The following is a 16,917-nucleotide window of genomic DNA, read 5'->3' as shown; positions in this document are numbered from 1 at the left end:
CTGTAGACAGGGTACACCAATCACGAGGAGAAAGAAGGTTACGAAATCATGAAAGTTCTATTGGTCGTTACGCATCCCAGAGAGGATTCACTTACCCTTGCAGTCATGAATCGTTTTGTAGAGGGATTGAAAGAGAATAAGCACGAGGTAGATATTTTGGACTTGGATCGGGACGGGTATAATCCGGTGTACAGCGCAGCAGATGAATTGGATTGGAATTCACCTCATAAACAATATGCTCCTGAAACACGGAGAGAGATGGATAGAGTTGCGGCTGCGGATGCTCTGGTCTTTGTGTTTCCTCTATGGTGGTATAGCGTCCCTTCCATGCTAAAGGGATATCTGGATAAAGTGTGGAACATAGGTTTGCTTCAGGAGTTTACGACAAAGCAGGTTTTGTGGATGTGCTTGGCGGGAGGGACGAAAGAACATCTGATCAAGTATGAATACCACGATATGATTACTCATTATCTGAACAAAGCCATTGCTGGTTACGCAAGAGTAAGAGAGTCCAAGGTGGAGTTCTTCTATGATACTCTGTCCGAATCGAAGGACTACATTGAAGGTCTGCTGGAGCACGCTTATCAATTAGGCCGAGCATATAAGTAAACCTGAGGTAGCTATCCCAAAGCACCTTCAAAACCACTGTTATAGTGATTTCAAAGGTGCTTTTTATTTTAAGTATGAAGTGGGGATAGCTACCCTTTTATTGGCTTGTGTATAGGCGCGGACGCACCTCCTTGTGCAGAGATTCCGCTGCCAGGCATACTGGGAGCAGCGGAATGAGCCGCTCCCATTCCAGGAGCATCGCCTGTAGCATTTTTGGCCAGCTTTTGTTTTTCCCACAGCGCTCTGGCTATGACCAGCATGGAGAGTACACCGACATATAGTAACATGGATCCAAGCTCGGGAAGCATTTCTTGTAAAGGTGCACCACGCAGTCCCATCGAGCGCACAAATTTGTACAGCCATGCAAATGGAAAGAAATCACCGATTTGGATTGCTAAAGACGGAAATAACGATCTTGAAAGAACGGCTCCCGAGAGCACAAAAGCAGGCATGAGTACAATAACCATTCTGCCGATGGCTACTCCCGGATGTGCGGCTCCCCATGCTACCAGAATATTGAGACAAACTGTACCGAATACGTACAGAACAACCGGAATGATAAAGAGAACCGGATTGGCCTCGAAACGGCTGCCCCCAAACATTTTAAGTACTCCGAGAGAGAAGATTAAACCTGCCGTCGAAAACAGCGTGTAAGGAAGAATACGCAGCAATATATTGAACGGATTTTGAAGTTCTGCAGCCAGCCTTCGGGAAACCCTTAGTCTGGCGATCAGAGGCAAGCTGTTAATGTTTAACATCATAAAGGAGAACATACAGGTAAATGCAAGCACTGATGTATTCTGATAATCATTGGTTGGATTAAAGAGAGAACGTACTTCCAGAGCAATACCATTCAGGGCTCCCTGGGCCTGTTCCGCGTTCATTCCTGTTTTCATAATAGCTGGAACGGACAGTCCCATATTCTCGGATACGCTAATTTCCTGCATGGCCGTGCGAATCAAAGTAATAGATTGCGCATTGGTATTATCCAGAATCAGCCCCACACGACTGGAAAGGGAGCGATTGTGATTGGCCTCTAACCCCTTCGGCAGAGAAATAACAGCCAAAAATTTCTCGTGATAAAAATATTGTTCAGGGTTGTCAGTGTATGAAACAACCTCAGCCACGTTCATGTTAGGGGAGGCATCTATTTTCTGGATGAACTCACGGCTATAGGCTGTGTTATCCTGATCCACCACGACTACGTTAGCTTCGTTAATTTGGCTGCTTGGGAGTAGCAGTGAATATCCCAGCACTGCAATCAGCGGAAAAATGATAGCTATGATCGGGTACTTGGAATGAACCAGGTGCGTCCATTCATCACGAAGAGATTTCATCAGTATTCACCTCAACTGTCATACCCGGTAGCAAAGTAGATTCTTTTGGTACATATACACGTACTTGGAATGTAGCGGTATCCGCCTCACCTTTTTCACGAGACATTTTTACATTAGCGAATTGTGGTGCAGATGTAACATAGCGTACAACACCTTGCAAATCCTTATTTAGAGCCGAGATGTGGGTTTTAACTTCTTTATTGGCTTTAAATTTCCCCACTTGATCTTCGCTCACATAGAGATCGTAATATAACTCGTTGGTTTCTAAAGTAATAACGGGAGACCCTTGTCCCACATTTTCGCCCACTTTGGTACTGATAGCAGTGATCTTGCCATCCTGCGGTGCTTTCAACACCAGACGTTCTTTTTTGAGTAATAGCGTTTTAAGCTGGACTTCCTGTGTTTCCTTTTGTTGCTGTAGAAGATCAACGGCCAGCTTCTGATCTGCTAGCTGTTGACGACTTTGCTGAATGGTTTCCAGTTGTGTTTTGGAACGATCCACGGACAATTGGGCACCACGAATTTCTTCCGCTGCTTGTTTTACAGCAACAGATGCTTGTGTCGTTTGCTCTTTGGCTTGCATTCGTTCTTCTGTGGTTGCGCCATTGAGCAGCTTTTGCAGAGACTCTTGTTGCTGACTCAACTGATTTTTAGCTAAAGTCAATGATGACTCGGCATCATCCAATGCAGCTTTGGATACACTGCCTGCATCATATAGTGCTTTGTTACGATTATAGTTAATTTGGGCCGTCTGAACGCTTTTGGTTGCGGAGGCTACTGCAATTCGCTGTTGCTGAATGTCCTCATGTCGAGCACCATCATTGACATGCTTTTCCGCTGCTGTGGCTTGACGCTCAGCGGCTTCTGCCCGCTGCAATGCTGCTTGACTCTTGCTTTGAGTTACTTGGGATTGTGCAATATCGAGCTGTGCCTGCTTTTCCTGAGTTGCAGCTCGTGCATAACCTAAGTCAATTGATTTTTGCTGTTGGCTGATCTGTGTATTGAACTGGGCAATTTGTGTTCGTAGTTGCTCAATTTGCAAATCTACATCTTTGGCGTCCAGCGTCATAAGGATAGCCCCCTTTTTTACGGGAGTTTCCTCTTTTACTGGAATGCTGAGGACTTTTCCGCCTACTTGTTCAAAGGATACATGAATGCTGTCGGAATTCAGGGTTGTACCTTTAACAGATCGTGAAGCGTTGACTTGGTCTTGTCCGTTGGTTTGAAGCAGAAAACCTCCGCCAATCAGACAGGCAATAGAAATTAGAGGAATAATGAGACTGGTGACTTGTGTGCGATTCATTGAGTAAATACGCTCCTTTAAGTTAATCAATTGGATTAGGCATGAAGATAGAATAAATAATAGGGTATGTAGATATTATTTATTTTAAAATTAAAAAGTAACCCGGCTAACTAAAGCGTAGATTTTAGAGTTATTAAGGTTTCACTTTTTTATATAGTTCTTGTGCTTGGGGAATGCCGAGTTCTATTTTTTGCAGTAACATCAGCAATAACTCTTTTTCATTGGTGGATAGGTGGCTCATCAGCCTGGAGGTGCTTGTAAAATGTACAGGCAGAAGCCGCTCCATCAGTTCTGTCCCTTGATCAGTCAGTTTAACGATGCTCATACGACGGTCAGAAGGGTGACTTTGTCTAAGGACAAGACCATCGCGCTCTAAGCGGTCAATGAGTCCGGTAACAGTAGGTTTGCTTATTCCCACTTTCTCCGCAAGCTCTGTAGCCATCAGTCCTATGTTCATGTTTCGGTACAAGAGAATTAATATTGAAAATTTTCCATGAGATATACCGAATTGTTCAAAGCCCTCAAAGCTAACTTTAAAAGCACTGGAGGATACGCGCATAAAGAATAGCATGGCTTCTGTGGCTTTGATATCAATCTCGGGAATACGCTTGGAAAATTCTTGAAGTGTTTCACGAGTGGGCAAATCCCGTAAATCAAAATCCATAGGGTTCTCCTTTCTGCTGGAAGTTATTACAATTCAAAATTTTGTTAGCGGGCTAATCATAATACAATAATATTTAAATTACAAGCTAAATTTTAATGAGATTCTTTGTTTACGGAGTTTATAAAATTTTATCGGAAAGCGGAAGTTTAGCTTTGTTCCCTATTTTTAAGCCCACCACCATCATCGTACATATGATCATAGCCAGTATGAACAAGGTTGGTGTAAATGTCTGAAAAAGGTCGAGGCTCAGCCCGATCAAGGCAGGTCCCAGAGAGCCTAGCAAATATCCTCCAAATTGCATCATGGCAGACCATGAGGTGGCTTCTTCTGTATGCACTGCTTCTTCGATTGGAATGAGTAGCGCTAAAGGAAACAGTCCACCAGCGCCGATGCCCAGGAAAATAGCAGCCACCCAGGGAGAAGAGTGTGTCATCAACAGGACAATGCCGATCAATTCAGATAGACCACATAGAAGCAGCCATGTTGTTCTGTTTCCTGATTTACCGGCAAGAAGAGGAATGGAGAAGCTTACCGGGATTTGAATCAGGGTAAATAGGGTAAGCACCATACCGGATTGAGCATGGTCTAAACCCGCAGCTTGCGCGATGGGGGCCAGCCAAGCAGTCACAGCGTAAAAAATACCCGCCATACAGCCAAAAAATAAAGTAAATAAATGTACCCGTTTATTCCTGATCGAGAAAGATGAAATCCGCAGTTTTTTTGCAGGTGCTTCTCTTTTTTGAAGCAGGGGAAGAAGGAGTAGCACAGCGGGAACCGCTAAAATGCTCCAGAAGCTTAGAGCGTGCTGCCAAGAGTCCATTTGCCGGAAAAGTGGGACAGAAAAGCTGGATGCAACGGCTGCTCCGATTACCATGGAAACGGAATAAAGCCCGGTTAACCCTGGTTTCTCGGGAAAATATTTTTTGATAAACCCCGCAACCAAGGGGCCTGCGATTCCGATACCTATTCCAGAGAATATAGCGGTAGCGAGCAGGAAGGAAGTATGATGAACGAACATGCGCAGGAACGTGGCTATGAGGATCAACAACATAGCTGCAAGCAAAGACCTTTCAATACCTAAGCGACGCTGGAGCCAGATAGATGACAGAGAGAAGAGGCCCATACAAAAAATAGGCAGCGCCGTGATTAAACTGGCGTTCACCCCGCTTAATCCCAAATGAGCTTGAATGATATCCAGTAAAGGCCCGACGGACGTAATGGAGGGTCTTAAATTTAAGGAGATAAAAAATATAATCAGGATGAGATACACCAAACGCATACAAATCGCCTCTTTTCTTTAACATTGAATTCATTGTAGATTTCGCTATATAATAGATCAATACTATTTATTCTATATAAACAATAGTTATAAACTATGATTCGGAGGCGAGGTTCTATGGAAATACGGCAATTGCAATATTTTCTTCGATTGTGCAAAGAGCTGCATTTTTCTGAGGCCGCCTACAAGCTGGGGATTTCGCAGCCTACGCTGAGCCAGCAAATACGGGTATTAGAGGATGAGGTGGGGGTCCCTTTGTTCGACCGTATCGGCAAGAAAACCGTAAAGACGGAAGCAGGCGAGCTTTTGGAGCACTACGCTTCACAAGTCATTCAGCAATTGGAAAATGCAAAAAACGCTATATCTGATCTGACCCATCTCCATAACGGTCATTTACGTGTTGCGGTTCTGCCCTCTGATCTGGATTATCGACTGACTCCTATACTGATCAGCTTTCACAAGGAGTTTCCTCATACGAAGGTTCAGGTCATTCCCTCGATTGATATTTACAATGAAGTGCTCGATAATAAAGTGGATATTGGAGTAGGCTTGGGGCTTCATTCGGATCACCGTTTGCACCGCATCCCTTTTTATACGGAAACGCACAGCTTGTATGTAAATACAGAACATGATTTAGCAGACAAAGATATAATTGTACCGGAAGACTTGGCAAACATGCCTTTAGTGATGTATCCCAAAGGGTTTGTCGGGCGTGATCTGGTGGATCGTTGGTGTGAAGATCAGGGGATTTTAATCCATCCTTTGATGGAAACAGGCTCAGCAACGTCCCTGTTTCAACTGGTGAAAGAAGGCATAGGAGCTACGATTCAGCCGAGCCAACTGATTGAAAGCTTCGGGTCACTGGGGATTCGCGCGATTCCGATCAAGCATGCGCCTACCCGACATTTGGAAATGTTTTATCGTGTAGATAAATATGTAGGTCCAGCCGCAAAAGCCTTTATTCAAAAAATGGAGACGTTTTTTAAAAATTGAAATCCAAAGTGAGGAACCTTGAATGACAACAAAACTATACTACTCTTCTCCGACCCTTACGGAGTGGGAGACTTATATTACTCGCAGCATGGAAAGAGACGGCGGAAATTTTGTTATGCTGGAGGAAACGGCTTTTTATCCGCATGGAGGGGGTCAGCCATGTGATACGGGAACGATTCAGGGCATTCCGGTGATGGATGTTTTTCTGGAGGAGGGCGATATTTGGCATCAGGTTGAACGTTTGCCGGAAGATGAAAAGGTAGCTTGTACGTTGGATTGGGAGCGCAGATTTGATCATATGCAGCAGCATAGTGGACAGCATTTGCTGTCGGCGATTTGTCGGGAATTGCTGGGAGCGCAGACGGAAAGCTTTCATCTGGGACAAGAGTACGCCACAATTGATGTAAACTGTTCTGAGCTGACACCTGCGCAGTTATCCGCCATCGAGCAGGAAGTGAATCGGCAAATCTATAGTAACCGCAGCATCCATAGTTATGTTGTAACGAATGAGCAATTGAAGGACATTCCACTTGTGAAAATGCCAAAAGTAACGGAGAATATCCGCTTTGTCGAGATTGAAGGTATTGAATACAATGCTTGCGGCGGTACACATGTCGGCCGAACCGGAGAAATTGGAATGATCAAATGTCTGAAATGGGAGAAGCAAAAGGGGCTGGCGAGAATCCATTTTAAATGCGGCGTTCGCGCGCTTCAGGATTTTAACGAAAGTCTTCAGATTTTGGACGTGCTGTCTTCGAAGTTTAATACCGGGCGCAAGGATATCTTGACCCGCTTTGAAAAGTGGGAGCAGGAGCATAAGCAGCTCAAGGCGCAAGTGGACATCCTGCAAGAAGAAAATACTTCGTATCAGACAGCAGAGTTGCTTTCTGCTGTTCAGGGGAACGTTTTGGCTCATATTTTTGAACAAAAAGCCCTTCAGGAATTACAGCAAATGGCTGTCAAGCTGACATCTGAACATGATTTACTTGTAATATTAGCCACCACAGCAGAAAACAAAATCATTCTGACGCATAACGGCACACAGGATGTTGCCTGCGGGGCGTATTTTAAAGAGCATCTGGGCGCGTTTCAGGGAAAGGGTGGCGGCAGCAACCAATCGGCTCAGGCAGCGTTTTCGTCACGTGAAGACCTTTTGAACTTTTTTGAAACCGCCCAGCGGCAGTTTATTCAGGGCTAATGCAGGATTAGTGGCTCAGGGGTAGCTTCCACTTATGTTCTTTTTCCGTAAATAAAATAAAAGAAAAAATGAGTGCCACTACAGCGCCCCAGATGGCTTTATCTCCAATAGCCAACGTCAAAAATCCTCCCAGAAAAGCTCCGATCAGAAAGGTGGTCAGGATGACACCGTAACGCATGGCACGAATGGCAGCATTCGTGTCCTTGGTCGTAATGGCGATATACATCGCCTCTGTCGCAGATCTGAGGTTCCCCGTGCTGACGGTGGAGGTGTACGGCGCATCAATGAGCTTGCGGAAGGAAGTCATTTGTACAGAAGCAACGAATGAGACGATCACCGTCACCACCGTATTGGGAACCGACTGCGGAATCAGACCCACGATAAAAAAAATGAAAATTTCCAGCAGTAGAATGGCACGGGCCCAGTCCGGTGTCAGACGGTGGGTGGATTTTCTCTTAATTCCCTCGGCTACAAAAACACCCAGTGAAAAGGCGATCAGGGGCGGGATATGAGCTAACGCCTGACCCCAGTTTCCCTGAATGGCTTTGACAGCCAGCAGCACGATATTGCCTGTCTGTGCATTGGCGAACACGCCATCTCTTCCGACAAACGTGTATGTGTCCAGAAACCCTCCTACTAAAGAAAGTAAGGCGCCCAGTCGTAACGATTCGGACGTTACTTGATGTAAATGGATTTTGCCTTTCATATTCACGGCATAAGCCTCCTATGCTACAACGTCGATTCCTCTAACATAGCACGACTATTCCGATTCGACAATTCCATTGGACACTGCGGCACGAAAAAACAGGTGTAAAAGGAGAAGAAGTCATGGAGAATAAAGGATTTGTGGAGGCAATTCGCAGCATGACTGCGGGTGAACAAAGATTATGGCTGATAGACATCTTACAAGTGACAGAAGCTGTGAAACGGAAGGAAGCTTCTAAAGATGATTTGTATGAGCAAGTGTCAGAGTTATATGATTACTTGCTTGAGACTCAAAATAGACGCTCATGGTGGGAGCCTGACGAGGGTGGTACGCAGGTGCATATTGTGATTGGCGATTCTTTTGCAGGGAGTATGAAAATAGCACTCAAACAACTGGGATGGGAAGATACACATCGGGTTATTTCTTTTCGGGATAACTATGCCATTGGCCCATTGGGGCAGCTTCAGCAGGAAATGGGGCGTAGGCAACGGCGGGAATGGTTCAGAGATTATATTTATGATGAGCATGATGAGGATGCTGAAAGGGATGATTTTCTGTTGCTGAAGCAGTTTGCTGCTATTCCAGCGCAGGCGGACATTACGATCTGGACAGGGAGCAATGTGCCTGAGCAGGTGGGGCTTCGTTTAAGCATGTACCTGCTGAGGAATAGGTCTAACGATATTCGGATTAAAAATGCGGCAGATGCTTACAGACGTGTATTTAAACGTCCGGAAGCTACAGGCTTACGATCAGGCGAGATACCTGCTGACAAACTACAAGCTATTCTAAGTCAAGAGGACAAGGGTATTTCTTTAACACCAGAAGAAAGAGAACGAATGGCGGAAGAATGGTGTGAGCTGGCGATGAAGCCTGAGGTGCTACGTATATGGAAGGATGGAAGCATCGTTAGTGTAGAAGAAAACTACTATGACACCTATATTTTGAGTAAGGTGGATAAGTTGTACAAGCAGCAAGCACAGCCTGATTTTATCAAATCAGCAAGAGTGATCGGAGAAGCTATGGGACACCTGGATCAGCAGATGGGAGATGAATTTTTCGAATATCGGCTTCGAGCCCTGATTTATGAGGGAATGCTGGAAATCAAGGGAGTCCCAGGAGCCATGAGACGTTATAGTATTAGAAAGAAAGCATCTCCAAGTCCAATAAAAAAAGGACCTGAAAATGCTTGATCGTATTACCTATAATGTTGGGACTCGGCTCGAACCTACTGCAAGGCATGGACGAGGGCTTCGCCAAATTCTTGTGCGCCGTCTGGACCATCAGCAGTGATGATGTCGCTATGGGCAACCACATGCTGAGTCACATATTCGACTTGATGCGTCTGGAGCTGATCCTTTTGCACATCCACCGGATAGCATGCAGCCGTTCTGCCGGATAGCAGCCCGGTTTGGGCCACGGCTACAGAGCCTGCGCAGATGCCGGACAACAGAATTTTTTGCTCATGCGTTTGTTTCAGCAGGGCTTGGAGATCCGCGTTGTTCCACAGATGATCATTCGTGCCTGATCCGCCGATTACAGCGACTACGTCATAATCAGTAGGGACCGCGTCTGTAATAACCAGATTCGCGGTTGCTTTCCCATTGTAGTCACCAGTAATTTCGCCTGTTTGGGTACTGGCCAGCGTCACAGTAACGCCTGCTTGCTCCAGCGCTTCCTTCGGTTTAAACAATTCATCTTCATTAAAGCGTTCCGGGGGTATAATAAAAAGAGCCTTTTTACTCATACTTCATTCCTCCTTGAATGTGAAACGATATCTATTATTGTAGGATGGTTTCGTTCGGCTGTGAAGAATGCACTTTCAAGTGCGGAGGTTACCTGCAGGTTACAATTATGAAGCAAGTACGGTACAAGATCATGATGGAATAGAAGGAGTTAACCGATATATGTCTGATACGCTGAGAGAAGAAATACGGGAGAAAATCGTCAACGGAGACTATAACTGTGAAAAGGAACTGACCCTGTCAGTGTTAAGCGGCAAGTGGAAGGTCGTCATTTTATGGCATCTGGGGGTGGAAGGGCCGCACCGGTTCAGTGACTTGCAAAGGCTGTTTCCAAAGCTGTCTCATAAAGTGCTGACCAATCAACTGCGAGAATTGATGGAGGATGGTATTGTACACCGGGAAGTGTATCCCGAGGTGCCCCCAAAAGTGGAATATTCAATGACCGCGCTGGGGATGACGATTTTACCGATTGTAGAGATGATGTATGATTGGGGAAAAAAGCGGGTGCAGTCCATACGCGAGGAAATGCAACGTGGCGATATATAAGTAAATCATAGGGCAATCCGTCATATGAAAAATAGAACGCCTTGCGTCATGAGTACGAATTGTACTTGGGGCAAAGGCGTTCTTTGGCATGTTAGCAGTCTGTGTCCGTGTTGGTTTAACCAGGTTATTGCTGCTCAATTGCTGGCAGAACTTCAATCCAGCGGGTAGCCCAAGTCCCGATATGGTCAAACAATGGCGCTAAATCGTGTCCCTTATCCGTAAGGGAGTATTCGATCCGAACCGGCTTTTCAGGATAAACCATACGTTGTATGATTCCTTCTTCTTCAAGCTCCTTCAAGCGATCGGAAAGGACCTTCCCGCTTAAATTGGGGATTGAATTTTCGATAGCGACAAATCGTTGCGGACCGCTAGTTAGTTGAAACACGATTAATACCGTCCAACGTTTGCTCAATAGCTCCATAGCTTTTTCAAACCGTGGGCACATTTGCGGAATGTTCATTTGATCACCTCATGATCCTATTATTAACGATCAACTGTTAAAAGTAAATGAATTTACTTTACATAAATTTATAACTTGACGAAATTGAATGATATAAATATACTTTGTTACATAAAGTAACTTGTAAATTCGATACGGACGTATATATATGCAAAATGCTCATATATAAATCCTTAAAATTTGATATTATAACGATGCAATTAAATTGACAGGTACGAACTAATTGTTGAGGTCATGGTTTAGGTGTAGGGGGAAGTCAGATGAAGCTGGAATGCGAAGTATGCATAGTTGGGGGAGGACCAGCCGGGGCCTTGTTATCCTGTTTGCTGGCGGAGCAAGGTGTTTCGACGATATTGGTTGAGCGGCAGAGCGTGGCGGGAAAGGCTTTTCGCGGCGAAATTTTAAATGATGAGGGTCTGCAAGTGATCCAAAAGCATAAGCTGCTTGAACAAATTCATGAGGAGTACGTCCTCGCTTCGACGAGAATCGAATATTGGGAGCATCAGCAGCAGGTGAAGACGATTGAGCCAGCGGAAGGTAATGTGGGGGTTCACATTCCACAGCCTCGTTTTTTGGAGGCTCTGCTCAAGCAGGCTTCAACGTACGAGTCCTTTCGTTATTTGGCGGGCACGACAGTGACTGCGCTGGAAGGCGATAGCGAGCAGGGATACACGGGCTTGATCGCTTGCGATAAGAACGGCGATGAGGTTACGATTCGCAGCTCTATTATTGTCGGGGCAGATGGTCGCTATTCGACCGTGCGCAAGCTGGCGCAGATGCCAGTGACGAATATCAGACACGGCTATGATCTGCTGTGGGCCAAAATTATGGCACCTGCCGGATGGGAGCCTGTCACACGTCTGGCATTGGTCAACGGGCGGCAGTTGTCTTTATTTTCGCAGGCTGAGGGCTATATTCAAATGGGCTGGAACGTAGATGAAGGCAGCTTTCCTACCTTGTTTAAGCAGTCGTTTGAACCGTTCATACACTTGTTAGTTGAGACTTTCCCGGATTTAGAGCATAGCGTACATGATCAGATTCGTTCGTGGAAGGACTTTGTACCGTTGGATATTTTCAGTAGCCGCAGTGATACGTGGTCGCAGAACGGACTGGTCCTTATTGGAGATGCGGCGCATACCATGACACCTACCGGAGCTTTTGGCCTAAATGCAGCCTTGAAGGATGCCGATGTATTGGCGAGTGAGCTTCTTCGTTTGCGTCAGCAGGGTGGATATACCACAGAGGGTCTAAAGGCGTTTGAAGACGGGCGTCGGCAGACTGTCACTGAGCTTCAGGAACGACAGCTTACGATGGAATCCACGTTTCATGAGCATTTTTCACCCATAGAAAACCAGATCATACAGAAGTAAGCTTATATAGAGGATGGTGCAGAGAGATGAACCAAAAAGACGTAGCTACGCTACTTAACGATAAAATTCAAACGATTCGCGGAGAGCAATCCTCGACGATTTTGGTAGGGCCGATTAAGCTGCCGGTCAATTTGGAAGGGGAAACAGTTGTTTTTCAATGGTATTGCTGGTTGCCTGTACGGGATGAGGAGGATCGTCAGGACCTGCTGAATGCCACCGCTGACACGATTGTGAAGCGTTTGTCCACGCTGGATTTGGCAGAAGGACAACAATCGAGCGTATTGGTGTACGGCGATCTTCAACAATCGGAGAATGCGCTTGTTCGTATGCATAGCATTTGCCATACTGGAGATATTTTTGGTAGCAAGCGTTGTGATTGCGGATTTCAGCTCCATCAGTCCATGAAAATGATTGTGGAGCACGGAACGGGTGCGTTGTTTTATCTGGCAAACCATGAGGGCCGTGGGATCGGTTTGTTCAGCAAAGCGATGGCCTACATTTTGCAGGAGAACGGTATGGATACTGTTGAAGCCAACCACCAATTGGGTTTTGAAGATGATACTCGCAATTATGCGGATGCGATTAGTGTGCTTCGTCACCTGAGACAAAAACCGGTAACCTTGATTACGAATAATCCTAAGAAGCTGGAAGCTCTGAAGCAATCTGGTATGAACGTGGCTGGCCGTATGCCGCTGTGGGGCGATGTGTCGCAATATAATGAACGGTATTTGAATACGAAGGTGGAACGGTCCGGCCATTTGCGGGATTTCGATTTCAGGGAGGTACTATGACCACTCACGAGAAATACATGCGCCTGGCGCTGGAAAATGCCAAAAGTGCCAAGGGACAAACGGAACCGAATCCGCTCGTCGGCTCGGTCATTGTGAACAACGGCCGTATCGTCGGGATCGGCGCTCATCTGAAGCCCGGTGAGCCACATGCCGAGATTCATGCTTTGCGTATGGCGGGGGAACATGCCCGGGGAGCGACAATTTATGTAACGCTGGAGCCTTGCTCTCACCATGGACGGACAGGCCCGTGTGCGGAAGCGATTGTGAAGGCTGGCATCCGTCGGGTCGTTATTGCAGCGCTGGACCCGAACCCGCTGGTTTCGGGCAGAGGGGTACAAATCTTGAAGGATGCGGGTATTGAGGTCATCACTGGGGTATGTGAGCAGGAATCTGTCCGCATGAATGAAGTGTTTAACCAATATATCGTGAGCAAGCGTCCTTTTATCACGATCAAATCGGCGGTGACGCTGGATGGCAAAATTGCCACTCGAACCTCGGAAAGCAAATGGATTACGTCCGATGCGGCACGGGAGGATGTGCATCGTCTTCGTCACGAGCATGTGGGGATACTGGTCGGTGTACAGACAGTCATTCACGATAATCCGCAGCTGACGACTCGTCTGCCGGAAGGTCGGAATCCGATTCGCATCATTCTGGATAGCACGCTTCGCATTCCTTTGGATGCCCGTGTCATTACAGATGGTGAGGCACCTACCTGGATATTTACAGGACGTGCTTATGATGAAGACAAGCGGAGCCAACTGGAACAGTTGGGTGTAAAGGTATATCCGACACAGGATGAAGGCAGTGAACGGGTCAACCTGCCGCAAATGCTGGATATTTTGGGTACGGCGGAGGTAGCTTCGGTGTTCGTGGAGGGCGGGGCCGAGGTGAACGCTTCGTTCGTGCAGCAAGGACTGGCTGACAAGCTTGTGCTGTACATTGCGCCGAAGCTGGTTGGAGGGCGTGGAGCACCGGGCTTTCTCGGGGGAGAAGGCGTGTCCGCCATGAGCGATGCGGTGGCGTTGCAGGATTTGAGCGTAACGCAGGTCGGCGTGGACTGGAAAATAGAAGGGTATTTTGAGCGGGACAAATGAGTGAGGTTGTGGGTGGGAGAAAGCGCTCCGCGAAGGGGTTGATCTTCCGATCGCTGTTGCAGCGGGATTCTTCGGATTGTATAAAATATGTAGAGGTAAGAATCCCACTGCAAAGGCGAACGCTCACGCTTTTCCAGATTCAACCCCTCCGCTCCGCTACTACCCGCCACAAAGTAACTCATTTTCCGAAATGGGGTAGGGCAATGGGGGAAGGGCAAAAGGACTTAGAGACTTAAAGATTGAGGATCTGAAGGGCTAGAAAGCCTGGAGGATTCTTTTTTGTATACTTAACGTTTATTAGGGTGAATGGTTAATGGGATGAATAACTCATAGGGTGAACACCTAATGGTGTGAATGGTTTAGAGAATGAAGAAGTTTACATATATTGCAATATGACAAAAGACACGAGGGAAGCGAATGTGCTTCTCAGGTGTCTTTTTTTGTTTTATTTAGGAGTCGTAATACTTTCGCCATGTTCGTGAGTGCGGGTGTGCGTGATAATGTTAAAGGCTGATACAGAAAGATATTACCGAGGTGAGGATTTCAAATGGTCCCGCAGTGCCTGCTCTGATCGGGTGAGGTATCCTGTAAATCTGATGTATCCACCAAATTAGGGTTCGAATCCCAATCGCCTTCCAAGCGACTCATGGTAGAGTATTCAAAAAATCGAGAAAAACCAATGAAAAGACCCGGATGAGAGTATCCCGTTTCTGGTCCACATGACAGGAGTCGGGGAGGTGGCTATGCGGCCAGCGGATACCGGAGAGAGCAAGCGCCGACAGGCCCCGAGGCTTCGGGAGTGCGAATTTACAGTCGATGTTGGATTGATAAATTCCATCCTCGCAACACGGGAACAAGCGGCACCTTCCTTTTTCCTCAAGCTTGGCCCCGCCCGCTACCCCGAAGGGATGCTCTGCCAGGGTCACTAACCCTGTTACAACGAATAAAAATGAAGAATCCTCATTTTAAAAGTATGTTTTGACTATATTGTGCGAACAGCGATCGGAAGATCAAATGGATCGCGGAGCCGCCTTACATAAAAATGCACACTTTTAAGCTGAGGATTTTAAATACTAGGAGTGATACGATGTTTAAGAAAATAACGATTAAATCGGATGAGCGCGGGCTGCTGTTTAAAAAGGGAAGCTATCACAAACTGCTGCTGCCGGGGACTTATGTATTGAAGACATTTCAGCAGGAAACGGTTGAGATTTTGAATGTTGCTGAACCATTTTTTGTACCGGATCACGATATTCGTTTGTTTTTGACGGATTCCGTTCTACTGGAGCAATTGACCGTCGTCGATGTAGAGGATTATGAATATGTGCTGCATTATGAGGATAATCGGTTCGTGGAGCTGCTGCCCGCTGGTAAATATGCTTTTTGGAACGTGCTCAAGGAGCATCGTTTTGTTCATGCGGATACCCGGCAGCCTGCGATTGACAAGGCGTTGGGGCAAGCTTTTTTGGCCAAGACACAGGGTTACTGGAAGGCGCTTCAGGTGGCAAGCTATGAGCTGGGCTTCCTGTATTATGATAACGTGCTGCAAGGCGAGCTGAAGCCGGGGAAATATTATTTCTGGATGTCGACGGTGAACACGGAGATCAGAACGATAGATTTGCGTCAGCAGCAGATGGACCTGATGGGGCAGGAAATCATGACAGAGGACAAAATTACACTGCGCCTGAACTTCGTCTGTCAGTACCGCATAGTTGACCCGCTGCGGGCGCTGGAATTTCGGGCATTCGAGGAGCAAATGTACATTATGCTTCAACTGGTGCTGCGTGAGTATGTCGGAACGATGAAGCTGGATGATTTGTTGAAAATGAAGCAGGAAATTGCGGAATATGTCTTGACCCGTCTGAATGAGCAAAGCGGCGAGTATGGGGTTGCTTTTACGTCGGCAGGGGTGAAGGATATTATTTTGCCGGGGGATATCAAGGATATTTTGAACACGGTGCTGCTGGCAGAGAAAAAAGCGCAAGCCAATCTCATTACACGGCGCGAAGAGACAGCATCTACTCGCAGTCTGCTGAATACCGCTAAGCTGATGGATGAAAATGCCACCCTCTACCGTCTCAAAGAGCTGGAGTTTCTGGAAAAAATCTGCGAGAAGATTGGAAGCATTTCACTGACTGGCGGGAATACGCTGCTGGAACAGTTGAACACGCTGGTTCACATGAAGGATGGACAGGGGACCGTATAGAGGGATAGCGGTAGGTTTCACGTCCCTTAACGCAAAATACCACCCAAAAGATGAGCGCGAGACGACTCAAGCTTTGGGTGGTATTTTACATCAATACGCTTAATTCGTCTTGGTCGAAGCGAGAAACGCGTCCATATCGATCACCGGAACGAGTGCGCCCTGATGCTCTAGTACGGCAGGAAACAGCTCGCGCTGCCACTCTTCCTCGTTGCTTTTCAACTGGCTGTCCAGGGCGGAAGCTGTATCCTCCACCTGATCGACGAGCAGAGCAATTTTTGCCCGGCTGAGCAAAATCATTTTGTCCTCGGAGGACTCGTTTGAAGCGGGGAGCTGCAGCTTTTTGCGCAAATTCAGGATCGTAAATACGTCACCTCGAATGGTGACCATTCCTTCATGCCATGACTCGGAAAAAGGAAGCGGTGTTCCTTTCCTGGCATTCATGACTTCTTCCACTTCTACAAAGTTTAAAGCGAACGTTTTGCTCGCCAGTTTGCACACAATAAATTCGGACATAGGCCAATTCTCCTTACATTTGAGATAAGACTGCTACAGGTTGTGAAGTGACGTTAAAATGGGTTAACTATTGCGTTTTAACAAATGGAAAGATAAAGTTGAA

The 16,917-nt window shown here is 46.5% G+C and carries 18 protein-coding genes; 10 read left to right on the top strand and 8 right to left on the bottom strand.

Going from position 1 to position 16,917, the window contains the following annotated elements:
- Window positions 1–48 precede the first annotated feature (48 nt).
- The gene (locus tag NST83_RS21570; protein WP_342415634.1) at window positions 49–609 is read left to right on the top strand and encodes an NAD(P)H oxidoreductase; all 561 of its coding nucleotides are present in this window, start codon (window positions 49–51) and stop codon (window positions 607–609) included.
- Window positions 610–698: 89 nt separating this feature from the next.
- On the opposite strand, the gene NST83_RS21565 is transcribed toward NST83_RS21570, so the two are convergent.
- The 4 genes from NST83_RS21565 to NST83_RS21550 form a co-directional block, all read right to left on the bottom strand.
- Window positions 699–1,946 (bottom strand): ABC transporter permease, encoded by a 1,248-nt coding sequence (locus tag NST83_RS21565; RefSeq protein ID WP_342415633.1) that lies wholly within the window; start codon window positions 1,944–1,946, stop codon window positions 699–701.
- Window positions 1,930–3,249 (bottom strand): HlyD family efflux transporter periplasmic adaptor subunit, encoded by a 1,320-nt coding sequence (locus NST83_RS21560; protein ID WP_342415632.1) that lies wholly within the window; start codon window positions 3,247–3,249, stop codon window positions 1,930–1,932. Before NST83_RS21560 ends, NST83_RS21565 begins: the two co-directional genes overlap by 17 nt.
- A gap of 133 nt (window positions 3,250–3,382) precedes the next feature.
- Window positions 3,383–3,913 carry a MarR family transcriptional regulator gene (locus NST83_RS21555; RefSeq protein WP_342415631.1) on the bottom strand — a complete coding sequence of 177 codons (531 nt, stop codon included), beginning with the start codon at window positions 3,911–3,913 and terminating at the stop codon, window positions 3,383–3,385.
- 118 nt (window positions 3,914–4,031) lie between these two features.
- On the bottom strand, window positions 4,032–5,192 hold the full coding sequence (locus NST83_RS21550) for an MFS transporter (protein WP_342415630.1): 1,161 nt from the start codon (window positions 5,190–5,192) through the stop codon (window positions 4,032–4,034).
- A gap of 117 nt (window positions 5,193–5,309) precedes the next feature.
- Between NST83_RS21550 and NST83_RS21545 the strand changes: the two genes are divergently transcribed.
- Window positions 5,310–6,185, top strand: coding sequence for a LysR substrate-binding domain-containing protein (locus NST83_RS21545; RefSeq protein WP_342415629.1), 876 nt, complete (start codon window positions 5,310–5,312; stop codon window positions 6,183–6,185).
- Between the two features lie 22 nt (window positions 6,186–6,207).
- Window positions 6,208–7,383 (top strand): alanyl-tRNA editing protein, encoded by a 1,176-nt coding sequence (locus NST83_RS21540; RefSeq protein ID WP_342415628.1) that lies wholly within the window; start codon window positions 6,208–6,210, stop codon window positions 7,381–7,383.
- 7 nt (window positions 7,384–7,390) lie between these two features.
- Here the strand turns inward: NST83_RS21540 and NST83_RS21535 are convergent, their stop codons facing one another.
- Window positions 7,391–8,095, bottom strand: coding sequence for a YoaK family protein (locus tag NST83_RS21535; RefSeq protein WP_137060382.1), 705 nt, complete (start codon window positions 8,093–8,095; stop codon window positions 7,391–7,393).
- Window positions 8,096–8,211: 116 nt separating this feature from the next.
- Here NST83_RS21535 and NST83_RS21530 point away from each other — a divergent pair, with 116 nt between their 5' ends.
- Window positions 8,212–9,279, top strand: a complete 1,068-nt coding sequence (locus NST83_RS21530) for a DUF1835 domain-containing protein (protein WP_342415627.1) — start codon at window positions 8,212–8,214, stop codon at window positions 9,277–9,279.
- 35 nt (window positions 9,280–9,314) lie between these two features.
- On the opposite strand, the gene NST83_RS21525 is transcribed toward NST83_RS21530, so the two are convergent.
- The gene (locus tag NST83_RS21525) at window positions 9,315–9,833 is read right to left on the bottom strand and encodes a DJ-1/PfpI family protein (RefSeq protein WP_342415626.1); all 519 of its coding nucleotides are present in this window, start codon (window positions 9,831–9,833) and stop codon (window positions 9,315–9,317) included.
- A gap of 160 nt (window positions 9,834–9,993) precedes the next feature.
- Here NST83_RS21525 and NST83_RS21520 point away from each other — a divergent pair, with 160 nt between their 5' ends.
- Window positions 9,994–10,377, top strand: coding sequence for a helix-turn-helix domain-containing protein (locus NST83_RS21520; protein WP_137060379.1), 384 nt, complete (start codon window positions 9,994–9,996; stop codon window positions 10,375–10,377).
- 124 nt (window positions 10,378–10,501) lie between these two features.
- On the opposite strand, the gene NST83_RS21515 is transcribed toward NST83_RS21520, so the two are convergent.
- Window positions 10,502–10,837 (bottom strand): helix-turn-helix domain-containing protein, encoded by a 336-nt coding sequence (locus tag NST83_RS21515; protein WP_342415625.1) that lies wholly within the window; start codon window positions 10,835–10,837, stop codon window positions 10,502–10,504.
- Between the two features lie 260 nt (window positions 10,838–11,097).
- Between NST83_RS21515 and NST83_RS21510 the strand changes: the two genes are divergently transcribed.
- The 5 genes from NST83_RS21510 (at window position 11,098) to NST83_RS21490 (ending at window position 16,301) form a co-directional block, all read left to right on the top strand.
- Window positions 11,098–12,207: an FAD-dependent monooxygenase gene (locus NST83_RS21510; protein WP_342415624.1), complete on the top strand. Its 1,110-nt coding sequence runs from the start codon at window positions 11,098–11,100 to the stop codon at window positions 12,205–12,207.
- Between the two features lie 26 nt (window positions 12,208–12,233).
- Window positions 12,234–12,998 (top strand): GTP cyclohydrolase II, encoded by a 765-nt coding sequence (locus tag NST83_RS21505; RefSeq protein ID WP_137060377.1) that lies wholly within the window; start codon window positions 12,234–12,236, stop codon window positions 12,996–12,998.
- The gene (gene ribD, locus NST83_RS21500; RefSeq protein WP_342415623.1) at window positions 12,995–14,095 is read left to right on the top strand and encodes a bifunctional diaminohydroxyphosphoribosylaminopyrimidine deaminase/5-amino-6-(5-phosphoribosylamino)uracil reductase RibD; all 1,101 of its coding nucleotides are present in this window, start codon (window positions 12,995–12,997) and stop codon (window positions 14,093–14,095) included. Before NST83_RS21505 ends, ribD begins: the two co-directional genes overlap by 4 nt.
- A 737-nt stretch (window positions 14,096–14,832) precedes the next feature.
- Window positions 14,833–15,024, top strand: a complete 192-nt coding sequence (locus tag NST83_RS21495) for a hypothetical protein (protein ID WP_342415622.1) — start codon at window positions 14,833–14,835, stop codon at window positions 15,022–15,024.
- Window positions 15,025–15,182: 158 nt separating this feature from the next.
- Entirely contained in the window at window positions 15,183–16,301 is a 1,119-nt protein-coding gene (locus NST83_RS21490; protein WP_342415621.1) for a slipin family protein, read from the top strand.
- 99 nt (window positions 16,302–16,400) lie between these two features.
- On the opposite strand, the gene NST83_RS21485 is transcribed toward NST83_RS21490, so the two are convergent.
- Window positions 16,401–16,814 (bottom strand): chemotaxis protein CheW, encoded by a 414-nt coding sequence (locus tag NST83_RS21485; RefSeq protein ID WP_137060374.1) that lies wholly within the window; start codon window positions 16,812–16,814, stop codon window positions 16,401–16,403.
- Window positions 16,815–16,917: the final 103 nt, after the last annotated feature.

The sequence above is a fragment of the Paenibacillus sp. FSL R10-2782 genome (assembly GCF_038592985.1).
Lineage (GTDB): Bacteria > Bacillota > Bacilli > Paenibacillales > Paenibacillaceae > Paenibacillus > Paenibacillus terrae_C.
The sequence above is the reverse complement of the archived record's forward strand: the minus strand, read 5'-3'. Positions and strand labels throughout refer to the sequence as shown.

Coding starts and splice junctions, on each gene's coding strand:
- ribD (WP_342415623.1), top strand. CDS start 12,995: ATGACCACTCACGAGAAATACATGCGCCTGGCGCTGGAAAATGCCAAA.
- NST83_RS21510 (WP_342415624.1), top strand. CDS start 11,098: ATGAAGCTGGAATGCGAAGTATGCATAGTTGGGGGAGGACCAGCCGGG.
- NST83_RS21485 (WP_137060374.1), bottom strand. CDS start 16,814: ATGTCCGAATTTATTGTGTGCAAACTGGCGAGCAAAACGTTCGCTTTA.
- NST83_RS21570 (WP_342415634.1), top strand. CDS start 49: ATGAAAGTTCTATTGGTCGTTACGCATCCCAGAGAGGATTCACTTACC.
- NST83_RS21550 (WP_342415630.1), bottom strand. CDS start 5,192: ATGCGTTTGGTGTATCTCATCCTGATTATATTTTTTATCTCCTTAAAT.
- NST83_RS21525 (WP_342415626.1), bottom strand. CDS start 9,833: ATGAGTAAAAAGGCTCTTTTTATTATACCCCCGGAACGCTTTAATGAA.
- NST83_RS21540 (WP_342415628.1), top strand. CDS start 6,208: ATGACAACAAAACTATACTACTCTTCTCCGACCCTTACGGAGTGGGAG.
- NST83_RS21490 (WP_342415621.1), top strand. CDS start 15,183: ATGTTTAAGAAAATAACGATTAAATCGGATGAGCGCGGGCTGCTGTTT.
- NST83_RS21515 (WP_342415625.1), bottom strand. CDS start 10,837: ATGAACATTCCGCAAATGTGCCCACGGTTTGAAAAAGCTATGGAGCTA.
- NST83_RS21505 (WP_137060377.1), top strand. CDS start 12,234: ATGAACCAAAAAGACGTAGCTACGCTACTTAACGATAAAATTCAAACG.
- NST83_RS21565 (WP_342415633.1), bottom strand. CDS start 1,946: ATGAAATCTCTTCGTGATGAATGGACGCACCTGGTTCATTCCAAGTAC.
- NST83_RS21520 (WP_137060379.1), top strand. CDS start 9,994: ATGTCTGATACGCTGAGAGAAGAAATACGGGAGAAAATCGTCAACGGA.
- NST83_RS21555 (WP_342415631.1), bottom strand. CDS start 3,913: ATGGATTTTGATTTACGGGATTTGCCCACTCGTGAAACACTTCAAGAA.
- NST83_RS21530 (WP_342415627.1), top strand. CDS start 8,212: ATGGAGAATAAAGGATTTGTGGAGGCAATTCGCAGCATGACTGCGGGT.
- NST83_RS21560 (WP_342415632.1), bottom strand. CDS start 3,249: ATGAATCGCACACAAGTCACCAGTCTCATTATTCCTCTAATTTCTATT.
- NST83_RS21545 (WP_342415629.1), top strand. CDS start 5,310: ATGGAAATACGGCAATTGCAATATTTTCTTCGATTGTGCAAAGAGCTG.